The sequence below is a fragment of the Prosthecobacter sp. genome (assembly GCF_044222345.1).
Taxonomy (GTDB): domain Bacteria; phylum Verrucomicrobiota; class Verrucomicrobiia; order Verrucomicrobiales; family Verrucomicrobiaceae; genus Prosthecobacter.
The window spans coordinates 78,956-101,311 of sequence record NZ_JBGANL010000004.1 but is presented as its reverse complement, the minus strand read 5'-3'; the positions used below and the strand labels follow the sequence as shown (position 1 = coordinate 101,311).

The following is a 22,356-nucleotide window of genomic DNA, read 5'->3' as shown; positions in this document are numbered from 1 at the left end:
AAATGTCAATCGACAGCCTGGGTGCTGAAATGCCGACAAGCGAACTCCAACTTCGGAGATCAAAGTTGACGGCTCACTTCCTGATTGAGAAAGGTGAGGAAAATTTTGCTCGCCTTGAAAAGTCTTATCGGCGTGAAAATGGGGATGAGACATTGTTGATCACGTTGAATGTTGAGCGTCCACAACACCGCGTTCACGACATTCATGCTGAAGAACAGGTTTTCATCATCTTTACAGAAGAAGATAACGCCCCTCCTTGTGTGGTTCCGTTCAGAGAAGACTTCCCGAGCGTGCCCCACCTCATGATTGGCTCTTTAGGTGCGCCAAGACCCCTTTGCTTGTATGAGGAGCCGTGGGAACATGCGCGCATCCATTGGACGCCCTCTAGGTTTGTTCATCGGATTCACTTTTGGCTAACGCGAACTGCTGAGGGAACACTTCACGCGGAAGACCAACCACTGGAGCCGCTGCTCGCTGGAAGCGAAGGATGGCTAGTTTGCTCAGATGCTCTGATCGCTGACGCAGTCGCAAAGAGATCAACTGTAAAACTATGCAGAGCACCGGCAGAGAACGGCGAGCGACCGTTGTTGTTCGCCGTTAAGGATGCGGGGCATCCAAGGTTAAAAGTGACAAACCTAGCATTGGTTGTGGAGTGCTTGCCACAACTTCACGGCATCATCAGAATGAAGCCGGGTTCTCTCCGTGATTTGATCGAATATAGCGTGGAGGCTGGCACTGACCTCAAGGCCATTCTCCGTGACACTCTAAAAGGGTGGTTCATGGAGCATCCTTTCCAAGGCTTTTACAAGCTCAACCTGCTTATTCTCCTGGTGCTGCCAAAAATGCGAGTTCAAGGAGGGGCTGTTCAGAGCACTGAATACCGAGCGTTTATCACGGTGAAGAGCATACAAGACATAGGCGTCGCACTTGATGTCTATGAAGTCAGGGAGGGGAACGTTGGCCTCATGTTGAATCCGGGGGATTGCAACGAACTCAAGCTGTCCGAGATCAAGCTTGGCATGGTTGATTGCATTCCCGAATTTGATGCAAATTTTGCAGCGACTTTGACCGGAAAAAAGCAGGTGGATGAAACTATTCTTTTGGTCGGTGCGGGAGCGATTGGCTCCCAAGTGGCAATCAATTTGGCGCGAGCCGGAATAAATAAGTGGTGTGTTTTGGACGGTGACGTGCTTTTGCCGCATAATCTCGCCAGACATGCGCTAGACCAGCGAAGCGTAGGCATCAATAAGGCCGTGGCTTTGTGTGATGCGATCACAGGCATCCTGCCAGAGGCTCAAGTTAAGTTTGTCGCGGCTGATCTTTCTCTGGGAAAAGGCGATGACGATCAAGCAAACCAGTGGAAAGGTTCTTCGCTTGTCCTCGATTGCAGCGCTTCAATGCCGGTCTCTAGGCATCTTGCAGAATCCGCTAAGTTTCCAAGGTGCATTTCGATATTTCTATCTCCGAGTGGCCGGTCTCTCTGTGTTCTTTGTGAAGATGCTGAACGTGTTCATCGGCTTGATTGGCTTGAGATGGTTCAGTATCGTGCGGTTCTTGAACATAATGAACTTCAGGACTTTTATGAAAACGCGGACGGCAAAACTCGATATGGAGCGTCGTGCAGGGATGTCACTTCTTTCATAGCGCAATACCATGTTGGAATGTGGGCGGCTCTTTGCTGTCGTTTTGTGCGTGATGCACTTCAGAATGAAGAATCTAAAGTGATCATAGCGTCGGACTCTGGACGGGGGGAAACAAAAATCATGACTGCAAACATTGCACCAGCGATCAAATGCCAGCTTGGAGAATGGTTGGTGCAGACAGATCATATCTTGCTTGAAAAGCTCGGACGGATGAGGGCAGGGAAACTGCCAACGGAAACCGGCGGCGCGTTGGTGGGAGCTTTCGATATGGATAGACGAATTTGCTATTTGGTTGATGCCTTGTCCGCACCACCTGACAGCATTGAAGCACCGGATGGTTTCAATCGCGGGATGGCTGGGTTGCGGGAAAGAATAGCAAGTGTCGAAAAGATTACTGCATCGCAGCTAACGTATGTTGGAGAGTGGCATTCCCACCCGGACGGTTGTCCGGCAGCGCCTAGTTCGGACGACGTGAATCTGCATCAATGGTTGGCGGGTCACATGCAATTCGACGGGCTGCCAGGCGTCATGTTGATCATTGGGGATCGCGATTGGAGCGTCGTTTTGTAGTAATGAACTTTTTCAACATCCGTCGTGTCTAGTGACGGGCGTAGCCCGCATCGTAGCCCCCACGTGTGAGGGCGAGGGCAGTCCGGCTTTTCAGCCGGCTGGCCGCAGCGGCCGACTTCACGCGTTTGGTCATTGTCCGAGGGCGGTTAGCCCGGTTCCGGCATGACCTGTGTCCGTAAGTCGATCAAGTCCTTGTCGCTGGAGGAAAACGCGTGAAGTCGGGCGTTGAGCCCGAACACGTGGGGCACCCGTGTCACGGCTCTGGCGGCGAATCGTCGCTCAGTGAGGCCGTGCAATCGTCGTCTGGTGCGGTAGCACTCGCCGCGATTTTTTCGCGTGGCCCTACATACCATGTAAATAGGGGTGAAGAGAGGGGGGAGACATGTCGCAGAATATTGTTTTTCCGACTCAAGGACATTTTCGCGGCCATAAACAAGGCTTTTGGCCGCCCGCGTGTCCTTGAAGCTGGAGTTCGGTCGCCCGTAGTTTTGAGCAGATGTGTCTTTGAGTGGTGGCTCGCCGATTTCCAATCGCCGCCACGGTTCCATGCAAAGCAAAAGAGCTGCTGCGAAGCAGCTCTGTAAAGGTCGGTGGTCTTGACGATTGGGCGGGAGTGTGGTCTCGCCACAACCGATCAAGGTTTTCGTTTTGGCCGGTAATCTCGTGGGTCAATGCAGATGTCGTAGATAGCGCGATCCAGTTTGATCCAGTCGGTGCTGTTGATGCCGCGTTTGTTGCGGCTCACAGGGCTGAATGGGAAGGCCGAGGCGATGTGAAGCCACCGACTGGCGATGCGTGAGATGCCTCGAATCTCATCGGCCACCTCGGACAAGTCCTGATCCTGGCTGAAGATGCAGGCCACGTCGTAATCGCCCTGCCAGGCAAGCGAGATGACATCGAGGGCAAGGCGAACGTCGATGCCTTTCTCCTGGCCGACCAGGATGGTGCTGGCCGTGCCATCTGGGAGCACAATGCTCTGATTCCGGTAGCGAAGCGGGCGGCTGAAAACATGAACGCCCTCACGGCCCATCTGGGCGAGCTTGGCCGTCCAGAAGTGGTTCCAAAAGGGATTGTCGGACGCATCAGGAAAGCCGGTGTAAAAGCGCACCTGCTGGAGCTGCCAGCCTTTGCGGGCGCAGACCTCCAGGGCGAGCTTTTTCACGTCGTAGTTTGGGAAGGGATGCCCAAAAGCCTCTTTCGCGCCGTGGTAGAGGTTTTGACCGTCGATGAAGACGATGGCTCGTTTGATGGTGGGTTCGGCTGACATCAGGGCAAAAATAACCCCGCCCGAGGCCTTGCGGCGTGTCGGGCGGGGGGCAGATAAATGGGTGCCTCGAAGGCTGACTTGATTATGGGGGAAGCGCAGGAAAATGTCAATCCCCTCATTGTGGACAATCTCAACGCAGTGAGTCATTCTCTTTCACCTGCCGGGTGAGCTGACGCAATGCCTCCAGCATCGCTTCCCTCGCCCCAGGCTCGCGCTTTGCACGCAAGGTGGCGATGCAGTTCCCCTCCCGATGGTTGAGTTGGATGAGGCTGCCGGTGCGTGAACCAGCATCGCGCTTGCCCTTCCCTCCTCCATGCAGGGTGCGGTGGGTCTCAATCCGAGCACGAATGCTGCGTGTGCTCTCCCCTGCTGCTGCGGCTGACACCAGCTCTTCCTGAAGCCGGGAGTCGTCCACCTGGGCGATACGTTGCGCCATTTCGTAGCCGATTCCGGGTGTGTTGCGCAGCTCCTCCTGCAAACGAGCAGGCAATTCCAAAAGGCGAAGCATGGAACTCATCCATTGCTCGCTCTTCCCTATCTGAGCGGCGAGTTCGCGCTGGGTGGTGACAGCACCAGTGTCAAGAAGACTGCGGAGCGTTTCCGCAAGCTCCACGGCAGCGATATTTTCACGCTGGATGTTGGAGATGAGACTTTTGAATCGACGGGTGATCTGGTCATCCGGCTCACGCACAAGAACTTCGAGTTCGGTGAGGCCGACTGCCTTTGCAGCGCGAAAGCGGCGATGGCCGGTGAGAATGCGGTAGCGTTCGCCATCCTGGGTGACGGTGATCGGCTCGATGATTCCGTGACGACGCACGGACTCGATCATGTCGTCCATGTTGTTGAAGATTTTGCGTTCGTTGTCCGGGTCTTCTTGAAGTCGGTCGATGCTGACAATGAAGCGGCCTCTCTTGGGAAGTCCGCCGGTGAGGCCGGACTTCACGAGATCGAGACGGCTTTTCCCTTCGGGTAGTTTGGTCATGCTGTTGCAGCGGAGGCGGCATCCACGGGTGAGGTGTTGGTCGGCACTTCTGGTGTTGCTGCCTCCGTGTGGGCCTGCGGCCCGTTATTGAATAATTCACGCACCTCTTCGACGAGGGCGGCCATGTCCTGCGCTCCTTTTGAAAGAGGACGGTAGTGGAAGATGCTGCCTCCATTCTCGTCCACCTGGGCCATCCATCCGCAGGAGCGAATCTCGCTGCGAGCGGATGAAATCTGGTCATCCGCAAGCAAGGCGAGCACACGCTTTCTCAAGCCTGGCAGGCGTGTGAGGTTGCTCAGGACATGCAACATGCGGAAGTCGGCGCTGGATCGCAGTTTGACGAGGAGCTTGTAAATGCTGGCGTAGCTCTTCACCGCCTTCGTGCTCTCAAACGGCACGATGAAGGCGTCCGCCGGATAAATGGCGTTTTCCATGATCGGCGAAATCTGGTTTGGCGAGTCGATGACGATGAAGTCAAAGCGGTCGGCGATGTGTTCCTCGGCGAGCAATTGAGTCAGCATGGACGGATAACCGTCGTTCTGGCTGATCTCACGTCCGAGGTCTTCAAGGCCGTCGGCGCTGGCAACAAAGAAAAGGTTTTCAAAGCCGGTGGGCTGAATGACCTCACTGAGGGACTGCTGTCGCGTGAGCGCAGAAACCAGCGTGCCCTCCGGTGTGAGACCATCCCCTGCGGCGAGCCATTGCGTGACCTGTGCCTGGGGATCGAGATCCATGAGCAGGACTCGATGCCCATGACGTGCGAGGCCGCTGGCGAGGTTCATGGCGATGGTGCTCTTGCCACAACCTCCCTTGGCATTGATGACGGTGATGATGTTCATGGTTTGGTTTGAAATGACTGGTTGTTAATGTCGGTATCCCACTGCCAGAAGTCCGGGAGGCCGAAGAACTGACGGAAGGCACCGAGGCGGGCGTTGTCCGTGTCGAAATGCTCCAGGACACGCTGCGACCAAGGCTTCGGGTCGGCCTCCAGCTCGGCACGGTCGCGCTCGCGTTCTGCGATGAAGCGAGCCAGCTCCTCCGGCTGGTTCGTGTGCATCTCCGCTTCCCGATTGGCGAGCCATTGAAGCCATGCCTCGCGGAACCTCTGCTCGTGATCTTCACGGCGTTGCGTGATGCCGGTGAGCTGGACTTGGAGTCGCTGCTTCTCCCGCTGAACGAGGAAGGCATCTCCAAGCTGCCGGATGGCGAGTGTGAGTGATGGGAAGGGATTGCGCTGATCGCGGGCCAGAGTGCCCAGCTCACGGCCCCACTCCGCTGCACGCCCTTCCTCCCTCGTGGCTCGGATCAATCGCTGAAAAAATGCCTCGGCGGCCTCAGCCTCTCGCGGTGACGGTTCATTCACCGGTTCGCCACGATTGCCACCGTAGGCCGCGTAGAATGACCGGGCGAACTCCCATCCTGCTGTTCCGGCAACTTCGGGCGACCTAAGTTTGATGGGAGCAGGCCATCGCTGCTCAATGGATCTGCGCAAGAGCCCCGCTGGACTCCTGGCTGGTGCCCGATCCGGCAGCCACGCGATTTGCTGCTGGATGTCTTCGCGGCTGTGCTCGCGCAAGAGGCTGACGACCGTCCTCTCAGTGAAACCAAATCCGAGGAGCTGTTTCCTCAGAGGATCGCTGTCCGCCGCAAGGCTGTTTCCAGTTTCATTTCCTGGTTTCGTTTTAATGTTGGTTCGATTTTCCGACCGATACGCTGGTTCGGAAATCTGACTGATGCTGGTCTGAATTTCTGACCGTTCCGTGGCTGGTTCGTTTTTCTGACCGTTCGGAAAATCGCACCAGCGGATCGCATACACAGCCCGCCGCCGCTCCATGGCTTCGTGGCTGAAAACACCGCTCTCCACCCGGACGATGTAGTTTTTCTCCAGCGCCATTCGCAACGCCTTGGCGAGATCAGAACGGCTGCCGAAGCGTGCATAGTTTTCGATCTGCTGATAGGACAGGGCAACCTGCTGGCGTCTGCGGCCATGCTTGGCCTGAAAACCGATGCTGTGGCGGATGATGGCCCCGACCACTTTGATGACCGAGAGCGGTTCGTTGGGGATGAGCACATCAAAAAACTCGTTCGGGATGTCGGTGCGGTTGCCTTCGCCCTCGAAGAAACCGTGAAAGTCTTCTGGGCGTGTTGTGTAAGGTGCCGATGACCAACAAAGCTGATAGCAGGCGGACTGCCCGGCATCATGCGCGTGCTTCGCACGGCCTTCCGTCACGCACTCGATGAGATGACCGGCCAGGGCATCGTCCAAAGCACCACGGATCATGTCACGGCTCACTCCGGCCTTCGTTTCGAGTTCCGAGTAGGTCACCTCGATCTGCTCCTCCTGCGGATTGCCGTTGGCATCGCACCATCCCAGAGTCTTGCGAACCAGATAGGCCACGATACGCACCACGCCTCGCGAGAAATTTGGGATGACGACATCAAAGAACTGATTCGGAGTGTAGGTAGTATTTGATGTTGGTGCTTTGAAGCCGTGGAACGCTGAAATTCCAGGCTCCAGAGCCTTTGACGTGAGGTGCAGAACTTTTCGATCCAGCGTGTTCCGCATGGCAGCTTACAACCGGATCACCGGCTGATCTTTCCCCGGCTCGACCTTTGATTGCTGCTCCACGAGCCACTTGGAATACCACCTCAAGATGGCGTTGATGATAAAGCTCCGGCTACGCTGCTGCTCCCGTGCCATGCGGTCGATGAAATCCAGCACATCGCTCTCAAACTTCACCCCCGCTGATTTGCGCACTATTTTTTCCATGTCTCCATCTTAACATGAAGGTGACACACGCTGTCATGATGAGCTGTGGATAACTCAGGGCAGATGTAGAACTTCGGTCGCCCGAAGTTTTTATTCCCGCAACCGTTTCCAGCGTGGCGGCAGAATGAGCAAGCTCGATCCTCGTGGGAAGGCGGGGAGGAATCGAGGCAGATCATTCAGCCGTGACGCGCCACATGGCGGACGGGGGCGAAGCTGGTCTGTCATTCACGGTGAGGAACGAATCTGATGCCAGACGGGCTGAGAGGGGAACGGCGGCGGGCCTTGGTGCCTGGGCATATGCAGGCGAGGGTGGGGCGGGGCCAGCTTTGCCAACTGAGGCACGAAATTTGGAAGAGCGAACTGGATCGCAGATCGAGAGAGCTGGGGCTTGAATGACAGCGAGGGGCGTTGCGGGGAAGCCTCCCCGCTCGAAGGGGTAGCGGCCCACGCAGTAGCCGCGAGGGGAAATCATTCCCCACCAAAGCCTACTTTTGAAGTCGGAAAGAAATACCCAACGCCGACTCGATCATCCCATCCTGAGTGAACTGGAAATTGAATTCTGTGCCGACCATGGAGGCGGCGCTCTTCTCACAGAAACGAACAAACTCAGGTGTTCCGAGTGTCCGCTCCCAGCCCTGTGACCCGACATAGATTCGGGCTGATCTACGATCTTGCGATACACCGCCGCTTCCATCGTAAATGGCGCGGCATGTGTTGAGAACCTTTCCGTCAGGGGACAACTCACGGTAAGTGCGATGCCATGTAATGCGGTTCACGAAGCTGATCTGGTCGGTGAACTCAATTTGGCGAACATCCTTCGCCTGAGTCACCGATACAAAGCAGGGCTTGGGAACGGAGATGGCCGCACCTTTAGGCTGTTGGGGAGGTGCAGCCGCCGATGTGGATGCTTTTGAAGGCTGTTTGCTATCCGTCACACCATAAACCTTGGCTCGCTGCGATGTGATGTAGAGCCTGCCGCCTTCAGTCTTCATGTTCATCGAAAGATCGGCCCGGCCTTTGTGCCATTCGCCAGACGCATTCTCATTGTAGAATTCAATCGTGTAGGTGGCATTCCAGACGCCTGACTGGTTAATCACAAAAATCACCCCGATCACTTGCTCGCTGCCCTTCGGCCACTTCTGGCGATGTTGCGTCTCTTCGGACTCGATTTGGGTGGCTGGAATGCGCCCTTTGTCGAGGAAGTCCACCATTTGATCATAGTCGGCCATCATCCCAACAACATCTCCGCGTGATGCCTTGGCATGATGCTCGCTCAAAAAAGTTTTCACATCCTGCTCTGTAATCGCGGGAAGAGGTGGCGGAGTGGGTGAGGGAACAACAGGAGCCTCCTGAACTACTTTGGGAGATGGTGATCGGGGCTTTTCCGCAGCCTTCATCACCAGCAAAGAGGTCGGCTCCTGGATTAAACTCAAAAGCTGCGGCGATTCCAATTTGGAGAGCTTGTCAGGCAGGGCAGAGGGACTTGGCTTGATGGCAGACCACCATTTTCGGGTGCTGGTCGGCTTCCACTCGGACATCTTTCCAGGCTCCCAATAGTGCAATGTGGAAGCGACATCTTCTGCCTTGATGCCCCTATCGTGTGTCTGCACGATGAAGACGGCCTTGCGGCCTTTCCACTCAATCAAGCGAGCAAGCGCCCGCACCTGACTGTAATCAGGCCCGACGATCACATTGTTCAGCGGGTTCCTCAAAGGTGCATAAACCAGCAGGCATAGCTCCTTGGAATCAATCTGGTTTTGCCAGCCGGTGTTCCCGATTTCTTCCAACGGCAAGGGCATCTCCACCTCAAATATGAAGTCAGGACAGGCTGTCTTCTTCATGAAAGTCACTTCGATCTGCCCGTTCAGCAGCCGGATGATCTTGGAGCCGTCTGCTGAGCAAAGAATCTTGTCGCCTTCATTCACAGACAGTGATTTGAAACCAAAAGCCAAGGGCAATTTCGGATGCTCATAGGCACAAATGGTCTGCCCTGAAAGTTCCCATGGAGAGTCAGGTTCTCGTCGCGCTGGAGGGATTGCTGATTTGAGCATCGTTCTGAGGCCCAGCTTCCATCCAAGCTGCTCCGGCCAGTTCGATCTTGGCCCTTCGATCCATATCCTCTTACCGGCATCATCGAGCTTCTTGAAGGCCGGGGACTCCTCGAATGCCGCCAGTTCCAGCTTTTCGAGATCAAATGTGAGCGGAGCCTCATCCTCGGGAAAGAAAGCGAGTTCATGCTCCTGCCACCAAAACAGATCCCCGCCAGGAACATCCCGGCCCGGCGGGCGAGGCAGCTCAATGGCCGCGCCGGTCTCGATTTTCAAAATCCAAATACGTCGCGACGCTCCGTCACCCAGCGTGCATGCGATGGCTTTCCGATCAGGCGCCCAGGCGAGAGTGCCGTGTGGAAAAGAGGGCACCACGATGGAGGCAATCTTGGTAAAACGATGCAGGTCATAAACACCAACAGCTGTCCGCCCTCCAGAAGCATCACCAAATGCGATCATCACCCCATCAGGAGACAAGGCGACCGGACAAGAGTTTTGCACATCTGGAATGATCTTGGTGAAGTCGGGCTGAATTTCTCCCAACCCCGCCGTTTTGATTCCCTGAGGAGGCTCATAGTGGAAAGGCGGGGGAACGGGTGGGGAAGGCGGAGCTTCAACAACAGGTGGAGCTGGTGGCGGTGGATCAACAACCAGCGGTTGGCCTACTCGTGAGATTGGCGCGGCAAAAGCGATCACTACCGCTGCCACGATGCTCCCATTGATCCACTTCAACCAAGGTAGCGGTATGGACGGCTGATCTGGATTTTGAACCGGCACCTTTTTCGCGATAACACCCGCACCCACAAGGCCACCCAGAAAACCGCAAAGCACACTTGGCAGCACAGCGGCCAAACTGACTGCCAAGCTCAGCCACATTTGCCCCCGGTGGAACCTATCCAGTGCCGCAGTGGTGGCCGAATGTGAGGCTGCTGTCGCCACTACGATCAATACGCTTCCGGCAACCAACGCCGTCCAGATGCCTGCCCGCATTCCGATTCTCGCACCGACTCCGACGGCCTGCGTTCTGCCTGGAAGCTGCTTCCAGCTAAGCAGGACGGCCACACAGCCGGATACGAAACTCAGTGTCAAAATGACCAGTAGAAGCACATGGGCCGGGTTAAGTCCGGTAAATGGACTCCATAGAAATTTCACAAGAAATGGAGCTGAAATTCCAACGCACAGACCAGCAATCAACGCCGTCAGTCGGGCTTTGTCCGTGATGGGTGAATCGAGAGCTTCAGACACAGTCCGACCACTATCACATCGGCGATTTTCCGACAAGGGGCGCGGCGATCTGCTGGATTTTTGCCAGCAACTCATGAGGCGGCTCGCTCGATCCATGTTCCCATTCGCGGACATCTTTCGCGATTGCCTTCACCCGTCTTCCAAAAGCGAACTGACTTAACCCAAGCAGGCGGCGAGTCATCAGAACCCAACCCGCAGGTGATTGTAGGGGGAAGGGATAGTAGCCAAGGAAGCTAATCAAGCGGGGCCAGAACGAGGCAGTAGGCTCGACTTCATCCCGCTCCCATCGCTCATAATGCTCCCTCAAGGTGCTCAAACGAGTAGCCACCTCCTTTTGGGTCAGTTTCAGGAGGAGCCTCCGTGACAAGAGGTGCTGCCCAAGGGTTTCGGGCTTCAAAATGAAGCCTTTATGGACGAGATTCCTGAATCTCAAGGCAGTCCTGGAGGCCTTGAGAGTGAAGTAGCAAAATGGCAAAATAGGGTGATACCTACTTCGCAGCGTAGCAAACTTTGAAGAAGCCGAAACCCATGCCGTCATTGATCCGCCCCTGGTACTGGCCTGAACGGGGCCAGCCTGAACGCACTGAGCCTTTCACGTGGATTGTGGAGGGGGTGATCGCTGCGTCGTGGTGGCCGGATCCGTATGTGTTTGATCTTTATGACGAGCACGGCATCCGGGCGGTGGTGAACTGCTGCGAGTTTGACAATCGCAAGGATGTGCCGCCTCACTTTGCCTACCATCACATCGATGTGCCGGACTACGGGGTGCCCACGGATGCGCAGATGGAGCGCTTCATGACGCTGATGGATGCGCACCAAGCGGCACGCGAGCCTGTGGTGGTGCATTGCGTCGCGGGCTGCGGGCGCACGGGGCAGTTTATCGTGGCCTGGTGCGCCAGGGCGGGCTTCATCCCCGCAGGCAGCGATGCGGTGCAGTGGATCCGTGCCCGCCGAAAGTGCTGCCTGGAAACCCGCGAGCAGGCGGACTGCGCGAAGCGGTGGATGGGGAAGTGCCGGATCAAATAAAGCGGTAGGATGAGATGGGGCGCTGGCGAGATGCGCCCAACTCAAAACTCATCCGTGGCCGCTCAGGACAACCGATAAAGCCGGCCAAGGATGCCTGCCCACTGCATGAAGATGCATGAGCGGGGGTATCACGGCACTGCCGTCATCACGGCTTCGCCAGTCCATCAGGGAGCTGGGTGAGGCGCTCCATGGAGGTGATCTCGTGGTAAAACCAAGGTTTTCCGTCCTTGAGCTTGAAGATGATCGTCTTTGACGCGTAGCGCAGCCCCTCGTGCTCCTTCCAGTCGCTGAAGCGGTAGAAGTCTCCACGCCAGTCGAGCCGATGAAGGAGGTGGCTTTCCTTGTCGAAGTAAAACTTCATGGGCGGCGTCACGCTGCCGCTCACTTGAACGCCCTCGCAGGTCTTCCCCTCGTCAGTGATCTCTGCGATGGGCTCGAACTTAGACTTGGGATCAACGAGCAGATCGAGCGACCAAGCACGCACATCTTCTTTGGCGGGCTCATCGCCGCGTTCCTTCTTGCCAAGCCACCAGCGATTGGGCAGCTCGATGACGGAAGTCCGGCTCGTGCGTTTTTTTCCTTCGGGCGGCTCGGGTTTGTCGCCAAAATGAAAGGTCTCCCCGATGCGGAAAATCTTGAGCAGCTTGTCCTTGCCGCCGACTGCGGTGAGGGCTTTCTCGACCACAGCCGAGGCCGGGGCTGCAGTGCTGGTTTGTGCGCAAAGCGTTGGCTGGGTGATGACCAAAGCCAGAGCGGGAAGAAGAAAACGGATCATGGTGGAAGGGTGAGGCAGCGGCATAAAGAGGCAAATGCTTTTCATGCCGGGTGCATGCTGTGACAAGTTACGACCTGATAGTGGAAACTCTTTTGCCTAATTTTCAGAGGCTGAGTGTCAACATGGAGGCCTGGCAGGGGAAGGTGCCCCCATTGGCTCCCCTGGTTTTCTTTTGCTGCAGCGCCCCGGCTCCATGGGGTGGTGCGTCCTCCGGACTGCCATGGAGCAGTCCAGAGGGGCGAGGTGCTTTTTTATGCCAGCTTGTAGCAGTCGGCCCACTCGGCGCGTGGGGCGGGGCCGGAGAGGCGGGCGTTGGCGGCGTCGTTGTTGATGAAGCGCTTGGTCTTCGGATCGAACTGGAGATCGACGTTCAGATATTCGGCGATGGTGCCGAGATTCAGCACCTGGGTGAGCGCGCCGCCGATGCTGAAGGGGGACTCGGTGCTGCCATTGCCCATGCAGGCCTGGATGAAGCTCTGGAAGTGATTGTGCTTCGGCGGATGGAGGGCCATGGCGTCTTTGAACTCGACCATCTTGGCGCGGGGATACACGATGGAATGGCGGTCATGGGAGCCGCGCTGCACGAGGTAGTCGTCCTGCTTTCGATAGAGCAGGGAGCCGGCGCCACCGAGGTTTGGTGTCATCAATTTGCCGTCCGAGTCGCGATCGAGGAACTTTTCCGCGACGTCGATCTTGGTGTCGCCGCCGGCTTTCCAATGCAGTTCCACGGCGGGCAGTTTCTCGCCGCGCTCAGGGAATTCAAAACGGATGTCCGAGCTCAGCGGGTAGCTGATCTGATTGTAGTCGGCGAGCGCAATGGGAGTGATGCGCGTGGGCAGGCCGAGCTTGAGGTGGTGGTGGGCGAAGTCGATGATGTGAGCGCCCCAGTCGCCAAACATGCCGCCGCCGTAGAGGTGGAAGCCGCGCCAGTTGAAGGGATGGTACATCTTGCTGAAAGGCTTCATCTCCTGCGGGCCGCACCAGAGATCCCAGCTTTTGAGGGACTCGGGCATGGGCTCCTCGGGCGGGTAGCCTTTGATGAGCGCGCGCTCGGCGGCGTTCATGAACCAGAGGGAAGGCGACTTCCAGGCGTCGATCTTGACGATGTCATCGACGATGCCTGCGGCGAGCATCTGCTTGAACTGCTCGGCTCCGGCGGAGGTGTGACCCTGGTTGCCCATCTGCGTGACGACTTTGAACTTCTTCTCCGCACGCATGAGGATTTCGGCCTCTTCAAAGGTGTGCGTCAGGGGCTTCTCCACATACACATGCTTGCCGCGTGACATGGCGTGGATGGCGGCGGTGAAGTGGGTGTGGTCCGGGGTGACGACGCTGACGGCGTCGATGTCGTTGCCCATTTTGTCGAGCATCTCGCGGAACTCGGTGAAGCGCTTCACGTCCGGGAAGGCCTTCAGATTCTTCTCTGTCTTTGCGGTGACGAAGTCGACATCGGTGAATGCCACGGGCACAGCTGCGCCGCCTTCGGTGAGGCCGGGGATGACGCTGCCGGCACGGCCGCCGATGCCGATGCAGCCGAGGTTGATGCGCTTGCTGGGGGGCAGCTTGGGATTGTCCGCCGCACGTGCGCTGGTGAGGTAGGCGGGGATGAAATTGAAGCCAAGCCCTGCAGCGAGAGACTTTTTGACGAAGCCGCGGCGAGTCGGGGCGGGGGAGTTTTCGGGTGTGGTCATGGTTTGGAAATTGGGGTGGATGAGTACGCTAGGAGTTCGGTGGATAAGATGCCAGCATAAAAGCATTTAGAGGCTTTCGGAGTGAGGGCGAATGGAGAGTGAGGTTTGCCGTGAGCTGCTGTGAGATCCGTCCAGGCGTTTCAAACACGGCTCTAATTCTACCTTGTTAAGCGTCTGGGGCGAGGCGGAGCGTTTCCTTGTTCCACCGGAACAAGGCTGCTTTGAACTAATACTTGGGGAAGATGGACGGGGTGGGGAAGCGCTCGTCAACGCTGGTGGAGCCATCGTTGAGGTATTCTTCGCGGGGGACGTTGACGAGGGGCCAGACATTGGGGCGGATGCGCACCGTCCTGCCGGGACGAATGCCTTCAATGATGAGGTCGGTCTCAAAAGTGATCTGGATGCCGCTGCTGCCGAGAGGGGCTTCGCCCGGTGCTTTAATGACTTCTTTCAATGTGCCGCGCGAGGCCATGTGGCCTGGGCCGTAGGCGCCGTGGGTGTGCTTTAGCGTGTTCTCGACTGCGTTCATCATGGCGGCGCCGCCATTGGCGAAATCGGCGTAGAGGGCGGGGTCCATGCCGCCAAAGAGGGTGGCGGCCACGGTCGCGCGGCCGAACTTGCCGTACTCGACGGCGTCAATGTGCGCGGGCATCCAGCGGCTGCGGATGAAGGCCTTGTGCGCTTCGGTCTGGTGGTGGGCGCTGCGCTGCAAAGAGGTATCGTCCAGCCAGATGTCGGAGATGTGAAAACGGGTGAAAATGCCATCGGGGGTGGGCTTCCAGCAGATGCCGAGCTGCACAGCCTGACCACCGAGGGATTTCTTTCCTTCAGTGGGCCAGATGCCTTCGGCGACGAGGTCCTCGATGCCGAGGACTTCCTTGCCGCGCCAGACGCGGGTGGCGGCATCGAAGGTCAACTTTTCCTCCGCAGCCTTGGCGTCGCCGCCCTGCTTGGGCTCACGCGTGGCGATGATCATACCCTCGTGGTTTTTGATGTCGAGGTCCTTGAGTTTCCAGACCAAGCCCTCGCGCTGGCAGTGGCTGGGCTCGTCCTCGAGGAGGAGGACGTGATTCTCGGCGGGTAGAATGCCGGCGCCGCGATTGTGGTTGGCGTCGAGGGTCTTGTTGTTGACCGGCAGCACCGGCACGGATGAGAGCTTGGGGTCCGGGGGGAGGTAGGCGCGGACGTGCAGCACGGTGCTGAGCGGGATGTCACGCAGGTCCGCCGGTGCTCCGTGATACCGGACCATGCCATAAGGCAGCATGGCGAAGGGGTGCGGATCATTGCGGAAGAACATGCCCGAGCCCTGCACGCGAAGGCTGCCACGCCGCGTGGCGTGATCCACGAAGACGAGCTCACCGCGGTAGGTGTGGGCTTTTTCCAGAGGAGGAAACTTGCCCGCCGCGGGGCGGAAGGGCGCCTCCTCCGCAGATGCACCACATGCACCGAGAACGAGGAACGAGGAACCCAGAACGAGAAGAAAGTGTTTCATTATAGCGCGATCACTTGATTGCTGTCGCCAAACTGGTCGATCTCCACGCCGAAGCGCTGGGCCATGAGGAGGAGGAGATTGCTCATGTGGGCGTCGGAGTTGGCGGGGCGGCTGCAGAGCTGGTAGTGGGCGGTGGTGAGTGCGCCGTCTGCGCCGAGTGCGTAGCCCTGGAAGGCGGCGGCTTTTTTGTTGAAGTCGAGATGGCTGCCGTGCTTGAGGCCGAGGTCCGTGCCACCTGCGAAGACCAGCGGGAGATTGGCATTGCCGTGGCTGTGGCCGTAGGACATGCCGCTGCCGAAGAGGGCCATGGTGGTGCCGAGGAGAGGCTTGCCGCTGAGATCCTTGGTCTCCGCAAGGCGGGTGAGGAAGTAGCCAAACTGCTCGATGGCGAAGGTGTCGTAATTGGTGAGCTTTTCCATGTAGCCGAAGTCGCCGCCGTGATGGCTGAGCTGATGGCGCGACTCGGTGATGCCGATTTCAGGAATGGAGATGGCATCTCCCTCGCCGCCGAGGCTGAAGGTGGCCACGCGCGTGACATCCGTCTGGAAGGCGAGCACCATGAGGTCATAGACGGTGCGGAAATAATCGCCCGCCTTGGTGGCGGCGATGTCGCGGTTGGTGCGCTGGCGGTCGGCTTCGGAGATGACGGGCAGGGGAGTGTCCAGCCAGGCATCGGCCCTGCGCGTGCGGATCTCCGCTTCACGCACGGAGGTGAGGTACTGCTCAAGGCGGCCCTTATCGGCCGAGCCCATCTTCTTTTCAAGCTGGCGCACTTCCGCGAGGTTGGCGTCCAGCACGCTGCCTTTGCGGCGCAAGGCTCGGCGCTGGACTGCTTTTCCACCTTTCGGCTCTTCAAAGAGGGAGGCGAAAATCTCGCTGCAACGACGCATGGCGGGCAGGCGCACTCCGTCTGCGGTCCATGCGAGGGAGTCCTGCGTGATGGCGACCTCCATGGAGGGGTAGCGCGTGTGCGGCGCGGAGACTTCGGCCATCTTCTGGTCCACGGAAATGGTGTTGCGGTCCGAGGGGCCAAGCTTGCCGCCGGTGAGCCAGACGGAGATGCAGTTGTGGTGATGGCTCAGCGCTCCCGGATGATGAAGTCCGCTGATGGGCGTGATGACATCGCGGTGCTTTTCCAGAGGAGCCAGAGAGCGTGAGAACTTGTAGTCCTTGCCGGGTGTGGTGATCTGGTAGTTGAGCGAGTGAACGCCGTTTGCCAGATAGATGAAGGCGCTGCGCTTGGGCGTGGCTGTGATCTTTTCCGCTGCCGCCGCTTTGAGTGGCACCATGCACTCAAGCAGGGGCAGGGAGATGAAAGAGCCCAGCGCCTTGAGAGCGTGGCGGCGGTCGATCAGCCAGTTTTGGGAGAGGTAGTTGCTCATAGTGGGGATTGCTTGTTATGGAGTTGGCGGGCGGCTGATGGAACGGTGGAGTAATGGAGTAATGGAGTAATGGAATGGCGGAGTGGTGTTATTCATTGTGCCAACTCTCAGCCAATCCGTCTTGAAGGAGGTTGAGATCGTGTGTGACAGATGGGTCTTCTCCAAACTCAACAGGATCTTCGCGGACTACGAGTGTTTCGGTCCAATCTTTGGCATCGCGTTTGCGTTCGAGGGCTTCGACGAGCTTTAGGAGGCGATTCTCCAGCCGGAAGATCAGAGTATCCAGGTGCTCAAAGGTGGAGAGTTCGATCTGGCCATTGCGTGAGTAGGCGATGAAACCTGAAAGGGTTTCTCCCAGTGATCCCAGCGCAATGTTGAGATGCTGAAGGTACTCGCGCACAGTACGGCGGCAGTAACCTTCGGCGATGTTTCGGTGAACGGAATCGCTGGAGGCTATCGACTGAGAAGCAATTTTCTTCATCTCGAAAGGCCACCCGCGAACAGCTTTCAAAGCGAGTCCATAAAGCTCGATAGCGTCCTGCCAGACCAGCAACTGCTGGTATCCGCGGTTCTTATTTCGTCTCAGGGCGCTCATGTTCATTCATTACTCCATCTCTCCAATACTCCACCACTCCATTACCGCTTATGCACCAACTCTGAAAGCGCCACGGCGCGGATGATGTCTTTAATACGGTAGCCGTTCTTCTTGGCTTCGGCCTGGATGGCTTTGATGTCGTCCTGGTCGTCGAAGGAGAGGGCGCGGCGGAGGGCGTAGGTGCAGAGGTGCTCGATGAAGGCGAGGGCGACTTCATCGCGGTCTTCGAGTAGGAGGCGTTTGAACTCGGCGGCGTCTTTGAATTTGCGTCCGTCGGGCAGGGTCCCGGCAGGATTGATCACGGGGTCTGCACCGACTCCGGCGGGGACTTTCTCATGGGTGCGCCACTGGCCGATGGCATCGTAGTTGTCCCAGGCGAGGCCGAGGGGATCGATCTTGGCGTGGCAGGCGGCGCAGTTCGCATCGCTGCGGTGGGCTTCGAGTTTTTCGCGGAGGGTTGCCTTGGGGCTTTGAGCTGTCGGAGGTTCGATGGCGGGCACGTTGGCCGGAGGCGGGGGCGGCGGCTTGCCGAGGACGACCTCGCTGAGCCACACGCCGCGATGCACCGGGCGATGGCGCGTGCCGTCGGAAGTCAGGCCAAGCACGGCCCCCATGGTGAGCAGGCCGCCGCGACGATCTTCGGGCTTCAATGACACGCGTTGAAACGCGCCGGACTTGGGCTCGGGCAATCCGTAGAATTCACAGAGCCGGGCATTGGCCATGGTCCACTGTGAATCGATGAAGCTGTCGAGGGACAGGTTCTTGGTGTACATCTCGCGGAAGAACTCCACGGGCTCTGAGCGCATGCTTTCCTCCAGCCATGCGTCATAGGCGGGGTAGAGCTTTTTGTCCGGCGGGAACATGCCCACGCGGTTCAGTTGCAGCCACTGCCGTGCGAAGTCGTCGATGAAGCGGCTGGACTTTGCATCTGCGAGCATGCGGTCCACTTCTTTGGCGAGGGCATCGCCTTTCAGCGCGCCGCTTTTGGCTGAGGCAAAGAGGCCGCTGTCGGGCATCGAGCTCCAGAGCAGGTAGGAAAGCCGGGTGGCGAGTTCTGCGTCGGTGAGCTGCTCGCGGGCCACGGTGTCGCCCTCGACGATGTAGATGAAGTGGCGGGAAGTCAGCACACCCTGCAAGGCGACACGATAGGCTTCGGCCATCTTTTCGCCTGCGGCACGCTCATCGCTGTAGGATTTCAGATACTCCGCCAGCTCTTCCGTTTTCACCGGGCGACGCCAGGCGCGCTCGGTGAAGCGCTGCAAATGTGAAGCGACCACCTCGGGCGTGGCATCATCTGGCGGCACGACGTCTTTGCGCCGTGCTTTCTCTGAGTCAGACACCAGCGGGCCTTCCCATTCGATCCAGTCGAGCAGCACGGTGGAGAAAAGGCCATTGCCTTTGTCGTCAAACATCTGTGGTGCGTTCGGATTGAGGAGGGTGGTTTCGCTGCTGTGGGTGAAGATGTAGCCGCCCCTGCTGCTGAGTGCGTTGCGGAAGGCCGCTCCCTGCCGGCGGTCCACCACATCCGTGGCCACCACGCAGAAGTCCAGCGTGGCGGGCATCTCAAGAAACACCTCGAACTCATACACCTGCGGTTTGTCCTCCGTCGCCGTGATGTCGAACTCGACCAAGCCATCCACCGTTTCTTCGCCCGTGCGCTTGCCGATGCTCAGATGGGCCGTCTGACCGCCGAGCGGGCGGATGCCGCTGGCCTGGATGCGGAGCTTGTAGAGCCCGCTGTGCTCCGGCCCGGTCTTGCCGAACCAGTTGGGTGAGAGCGCATTCTGAGTGTTGCCGGGAAACATGAGGTAGCGCAGCGGGCGCTTGATGCCGAAGCGGTCCAGCGCCGCCTGCTGCTCCTTGCCGCCGTTGTAGCGGATGTCGGCGGCGGTCTTGTGGACTTTGCGGGCCTCGGCTGAGGCGGCGGTGAAGGCGCGGTCCAGCACCAGCTCCGCCGCGCGGTAGTAGCGGTCCACATGCGAGGGCGAGAGCGAAAGCTCCGAGCCGATGCGCTCAAAGCCATGCCACAGGGTGTCTTCATTCAGCTCCCCCGGTTTGGCCGGATCATAGCGCACGCCGAGAAGGTCATAGACGGTGTTTTGGTACTCCTTCCGGCTCAGCCGATACAGGGCCACCGCTGGCCGGGCCGCCATGCGCGCCGCACGGCCCTGTTTGATGTGCGAATCCAGACTCGTCACAAACAGTGCGATCTCCTCCTGCGTCGGCTGCTTCTCCTTCTTCGGCGGCATCTCGCCGGAATTGACCTGCTCGATCATCTCCGCCCAGTGATGGGTGTCCGCGCCCAGTTTGAAATCGCGCGAAAGCTGGTCGATGCGCAGATCTCCCTTTTCCTTGTCGGGGCCATGACAGCTGATGCAGTGCTTCTGCAGGAAGGCGTCATACGGCTCGGCTGCGCAGAGAGCGTGTGGCAGGCCTGGGCCGATGAAAAGGAGGGTGGAGAGGCAGAAAACGAAACGGGTCATGGAATCGTGAGCAATACGTGGCCGATTCAGCCTTTGTGCGAGGACCCCGAGTTTTCGGGGGAGTGGGCAGGGGGAGAGGTTCGTTTAGAGAGCTTTTCGGGTATCGAATGGTCGATTTTTGTCCATCCATGAACTTTCAACATGTGCCCGCATTGCGCATTATGCGGGGGCTGCCAAAGCGTGACGAATGGTTGTCTCCCATTTTCGTTTTTCCCGACTGATGCTTTCGCTGAGCGCGCTCCTTGCCGCGCATTTGCAGGCGGCTGAAGAGCTGAAGAAGAATGAGGCCGAAGAACTGCCCACGATGGTGATCACGGCCTCGCGCACGGCGCAGGATCAGAAGAAGGTGCCGCAGTCCACGAATGTGGTGGAGCAGAAGAGGATCGAGCGTTTTCAGGCGACGAGCCCTTCGGACATGCTGCAGGAGCAGCCGGGGGTGTGGGTGAATCAGGTGGCGGCGCAGGGATCTCCGGTGATCCGTGGGCAGATGGGCAACAAGCTGGTGTACCTTTGGGACGGCGTGCGCATCAACAACGGCGGGATCTTTTCGGGGCCGAATCCGTTCTTCAACCAGTTTCCCATTGATGCGGTCGGGCGCATGGAGGTGGTGCGCGGGGCGGGCTCGGTGCAGTATGGCAGCGACGCCATCGGTGGGGTGATCAACGTGTTTTCCAAGCGCGGGGAGTTTTCCGAAAGCCTGAACGTGGGTGGGGATGTGTACTCACGCTACGGCAGCAACAACACGGAGTTCACCAACGCGATGAATGTGCATGCGAGCAATGACATGTGGGCGTTTGCGGCCGGGTGGTCGGTGCAGGATGCGGGGAATTATCACAGCTCCTCAGGGCCCTTGCAGCCCACCAGTTTTCATGCCAGCGGCGGGTATGCGAATCTGGCGTTTCAGCCGGTGAAGGGGCATGTGTTTCGCCTTTCATGGGTGGGGAACGAACGCACGGATGTGAACAGCTACGTGCAGTCCAAGCTCAATGCGAACGGCGTGCCGCGCATCTACAGCCCGCTGGAGCGCCGTGGCATCGTGAAGCTGGACTACACCGCGCAGGACCTGGGATTCCTGAGCGACGAGCTGAAGGTGTACGGCTACTACCAGTACTACGACCAACTGCGCGAGCGGCGGGTGCAGACGGGGACGCAGTTTAACAACACGATCACCAATTCAGACCAGGATCTCTGGGGCGTGGGCATTCAGAATGCGGCGACGTTTGGGCGCAGCAAGAGCACGCGGCTGGTCTATGGCATGGACTACAGGCATGAGAATCTGTCTTCGGCACAGACTCTAAACTCGACGGTGCTGGCCACTGGAGTCACCACCGTTTCCCAGCCGGCGGGCATCACACCGGACGGTACGTATGAAGTCTTCGACACCTTTGTGACGCTGGACTTCAAGCCGGTGGACAAGCTGCTCATCAACACGGGCGCGCGCTATGAGAACACGCATCTGCATTCGCGACCGGAGGGACTGGATGTGATTCCGGGGGCTGGATATACAGTGAGCGATCTGGCGGCGAACAAGTACTGGAATGCGGTGACGTGGAACGTGGGTGCGGTATATCAGGCGACGAAATCCTTTGATCTGGTGGCGAATGTGGCCACGGGCTTTCGCTCTCCTACGTACAGCGATCTGCTGAGCGCGGGAACGCCGGTGTTTTCCAGCCTGACGGCATCGCTGCCCAGCACGATGATCAATCCGGAGAAGAGCATCACGTATGAGATCGGGGCGCGGGTGCACACGGACAAGCTCAAGGGATCGCTCACAGGTTATCTCACGAAGCTGTCCGATCTGATCACCTCCACCACGTCAGGCACGGTGGTGATCGGCGGGGTGACGTACAATGCGACGCGGAATTCCAATGCCGCGCAGGGGTACATCACGGGCGTGGAGTTTGCGCTGAGCTATGACATCGACCGCCACTTCACGGTCTTCAACAACACGACGTGGACCTACGGCCAGAACCAGTCGCAGAATGTGCCGCTGCGTTTCATTCCACCGCTGTACGGGAATTTTGGGGTGCGCTTTGAAAGTGATGAAAAGCGCTGCTGGGTGGAGCTCTCCGAGCTGTGGGCGGGGCCGCTGATCCGGCACAATCCGAGCGATGAGATCGACGCCGGTTTCTCCACGGATCCGGCCTACGGATCTCCCAGCGCGACCAACCCGCCGATCAACCAGAACTTCCAAATCCCGGGCTTCTTCGTGACGAACATCCGCACCGGGTGGAAGGTCTGGGAAGAGGGGTCCCGTTCGTTTTCTCTAACCGTGAATCTGAACAATGTTTTCGACACTAAATACCGGCAGGCATACTCCCAGCAGCAGCGTCAAGCGGCGGGCTTCAATGTCGTGGTCGGTGGACGTTTCACCTTCTAAGCGAACC

Annotated in this window: 16 protein-coding genes; 3 read left to right on the top strand and 13 right to left on the bottom strand. The window is 58.3% G+C overall.

The genetic code is table 11. From position 1 onward, the window contains the following. The first annotated feature begins 2 nt into the window (after nucleotides 1–2). A complete protein-coding gene (locus ACILSL_RS04095) occupies nucleotides 3–2,213 on the top strand; it encodes a ThiF family adenylyltransferase (RefSeq protein WP_395730724.1) in 2,211 nt (736 codons plus the stop codon). 634 nt (nucleotides 2,214–2,847) lie between these two features. Here the strand turns inward: ACILSL_RS04095 and ACILSL_RS04090 are convergent. The 7 genes from ACILSL_RS04090 to ACILSL_RS04060 all read right to left on the bottom strand — a co-directional run bounded on the left by ACILSL_RS04090 (nucleotide 2,848) and on the right by ACILSL_RS04060 (nucleotide 11,063). Then, nucleotides 2,848–3,480 (bottom strand): NYN domain-containing protein, encoded by a 633-nt coding sequence (locus ACILSL_RS04090; RefSeq protein ID WP_395730723.1) that lies wholly within the window; start codon nucleotides 3,478–3,480, stop codon nucleotides 2,848–2,850. A gap of 130 nt (nucleotides 3,481–3,610) precedes the next feature. Beyond that, the gene (locus ACILSL_RS04085) at nucleotides 3,611–4,462 is read right to left on the bottom strand and encodes a ParB/RepB/Spo0J family partition protein (protein ID WP_395730722.1); all 852 of its coding nucleotides are present in this window, start codon (nucleotides 4,460–4,462) and stop codon (nucleotides 3,611–3,613) included. Continuing rightward, nucleotides 4,459–5,301, bottom strand: a complete 843-nt coding sequence (locus tag ACILSL_RS04080) for a ParA family protein (RefSeq protein ID WP_395730721.1) — start codon at nucleotides 5,299–5,301, stop codon at nucleotides 4,459–4,461. Before ACILSL_RS04080 ends, ACILSL_RS04085 begins: the two co-directional genes overlap by 4 nt. Next, nucleotides 5,298–7,028, bottom strand: a complete 1,731-nt coding sequence (locus ACILSL_RS04075; RefSeq protein ID WP_395730720.1) for a hypothetical protein — start codon at nucleotides 7,026–7,028, stop codon at nucleotides 5,298–5,300. The genes ACILSL_RS04080 and ACILSL_RS04075 overlap by 4 nt, the downstream gene beginning before the upstream one ends. A 6-nt stretch (nucleotides 7,029–7,034) precedes the next feature. Further along, a complete protein-coding gene (locus tag ACILSL_RS04070) occupies nucleotides 7,035–7,232 on the bottom strand; it encodes a hypothetical protein (protein ID WP_395730719.1) in 198 nt (65 codons plus the stop codon). Nucleotides 7,233–7,717: 485 nt separating this feature from the next. Further along, nucleotides 7,718–10,525 (bottom strand): hypothetical protein, encoded by a 2,808-nt coding sequence (locus tag ACILSL_RS04065; RefSeq protein WP_395730718.1) that lies wholly within the window; start codon nucleotides 10,523–10,525, stop codon nucleotides 7,718–7,720. 13 nt (nucleotides 10,526–10,538) lie between these two features. Beyond that, nucleotides 10,539–11,063 carry a helix-turn-helix domain-containing protein gene (locus tag ACILSL_RS04060; RefSeq protein WP_395730717.1) on the bottom strand — a complete coding sequence of 175 codons (525 nt, stop codon included), beginning with the start codon at nucleotides 11,061–11,063 and terminating at the stop codon, nucleotides 10,539–10,541. Between ACILSL_RS04060 and ACILSL_RS04055 the strand changes: the two genes are divergently transcribed. After that, nucleotides 11,054–11,551, top strand: coding sequence for a protein-tyrosine phosphatase family protein (locus ACILSL_RS04055; RefSeq protein WP_395730716.1), 498 nt, complete (start codon nucleotides 11,054–11,056; stop codon nucleotides 11,549–11,551). The two genes, ACILSL_RS04060 and ACILSL_RS04055, sit on opposite strands and share 10 nt — an antisense overlap. A gap of 145 nt (nucleotides 11,552–11,696) precedes the next feature. On the opposite strand, the gene ACILSL_RS04050 is transcribed toward ACILSL_RS04055, so the two are convergent. The 6 genes from ACILSL_RS04050 to ACILSL_RS04025 form a co-directional block, all read right to left on the bottom strand. Beyond that, complete coding sequence (locus ACILSL_RS04050; protein WP_395730715.1) at nucleotides 11,697–12,326, bottom strand: hypothetical protein; 630 nt, start codon at nucleotides 12,324–12,326, stop codon at nucleotides 11,697–11,699. A 251-nt stretch (nucleotides 12,327–12,577) separates the two neighbouring features. Beyond that, nucleotides 12,578–14,017, bottom strand: coding sequence for a Gfo/Idh/MocA family oxidoreductase (locus tag ACILSL_RS04045; protein WP_395730714.1), 1,440 nt, complete (start codon nucleotides 14,015–14,017; stop codon nucleotides 12,578–12,580). Nucleotides 14,018–14,243: 226 nt separating this feature from the next. After that, entirely contained in the window at nucleotides 14,244–15,509 is a 1,266-nt protein-coding gene (locus ACILSL_RS04040; protein WP_395730713.1) for a hypothetical protein, read from the bottom strand. Further along, nucleotides 15,509–16,891, bottom strand: coding sequence for a DUF1552 domain-containing protein (locus ACILSL_RS04035; protein ID WP_395730712.1), 1,383 nt, complete (start codon nucleotides 16,889–16,891; stop codon nucleotides 15,509–15,511). The genes ACILSL_RS04040 and ACILSL_RS04035 overlap by 1 nt, the downstream gene beginning before the upstream one ends. Nucleotides 16,892–16,979: 88 nt before the next feature. Beyond that, nucleotides 16,980–17,486: a four helix bundle protein gene (locus ACILSL_RS04030; RefSeq protein ID WP_395730711.1), complete on the bottom strand. Its 507-nt coding sequence runs from the start codon at nucleotides 17,484–17,486 to the stop codon at nucleotides 16,980–16,982. Between the two features lie 41 nt (nucleotides 17,487–17,527). Then, complete coding sequence (locus ACILSL_RS04025; RefSeq protein WP_395730710.1) at nucleotides 17,528–19,969, bottom strand: DUF1592 domain-containing protein; 2,442 nt, start codon at nucleotides 19,967–19,969, stop codon at nucleotides 17,528–17,530. Between the two features lie 220 nt (nucleotides 19,970–20,189). On the opposite strand from ACILSL_RS04025, the gene ACILSL_RS04020 reads away from it, so the two are divergent. After that, a complete protein-coding gene (locus ACILSL_RS04020) occupies nucleotides 20,190–22,349 on the top strand; it encodes a TonB-dependent receptor (RefSeq protein WP_395730709.1) in 2,160 nt (719 codons plus the stop codon). The last annotated feature ends 7 nt before the right edge of the window (nucleotides 22,350–22,356 follow it).

Bases quoted from the DNA above. Each gene is read 5' to 3' on its own strand.
- ACILSL_RS04035 (WP_395730712.1), bottom strand. From the start codon at position 16,891: ATGAGCAACTACCTCTCCCAAAACTGGCTGATCGACCGCCGCCACGCT.
- ACILSL_RS04070 (WP_395730719.1), bottom strand. From the start codon at position 7,232: ATGGAAAAAATAGTGCGCAAATCAGCGGGGGTGAAGTTTGAGAGCGAT.
- ACILSL_RS04055 (WP_395730716.1), top strand. From the start codon at position 11,054: ATGCCGTCATTGATCCGCCCCTGGTACTGGCCTGAACGGGGCCAGCCT.
- ACILSL_RS04075 (WP_395730720.1), bottom strand. From the start codon at position 7,028: ATGCGGAACACGCTGGATCGAAAAGTTCTGCACCTCACGTCAAAGGCT.
- ACILSL_RS04060 (WP_395730717.1), bottom strand. From the start codon at position 11,063: ATGACGGCATGGGTTTCGGCTTCTTCAAAGTTTGCTACGCTGCGAAGT.
- ACILSL_RS04040 (WP_395730713.1), bottom strand. From the start codon at position 15,509: ATGAAACACTTTCTTCTCGTTCTGGGTTCCTCGTTCCTCGTTCTCGGT.
- ACILSL_RS04045 (WP_395730714.1), bottom strand. From the start codon at position 14,017: ATGACCACACCCGAAAACTCCCCCGCCCCGACTCGCCGCGGCTTCGTC.
- ACILSL_RS04050 (WP_395730715.1), bottom strand. From the start codon at position 12,326: ATGATCCGTTTTCTTCTTCCCGCTCTGGCTTTGGTCATCACCCAGCCA.
- ACILSL_RS04085 (WP_395730722.1), bottom strand. From the start codon at position 4,462: ATGACCAAACTACCCGAAGGGAAAAGCCGTCTCGATCTCGTGAAGTCC.
- ACILSL_RS04095 (WP_395730724.1), top strand. From the start codon at position 3: ATGTCAATCGACAGCCTGGGTGCTGAAATGCCGACAAGCGAACTCCAA.
- ACILSL_RS04080 (WP_395730721.1), bottom strand. From the start codon at position 5,301: ATGAACATCATCACCGTCATCAATGCCAAGGGAGGTTGTGGCAAGAGC.
- ACILSL_RS04025 (WP_395730710.1), bottom strand. From the start codon at position 19,969: ATGACCCGTTTCGTTTTCTGCCTCTCCACCCTCCTTTTCATCGGCCCA.
- ACILSL_RS04030 (WP_395730711.1), bottom strand. From the start codon at position 17,486: ATGAGCGCCCTGAGACGAAATAAGAACCGCGGATACCAGCAGTTGCTG.
- ACILSL_RS04090 (WP_395730723.1), bottom strand. From the start codon at position 3,480: ATGTCAGCCGAACCCACCATCAAACGAGCCATCGTCTTCATCGACGGT.
- ACILSL_RS04020 (WP_395730709.1), top strand. From the start codon at position 20,190: ATGCTTTCGCTGAGCGCGCTCCTTGCCGCGCATTTGCAGGCGGCTGAA.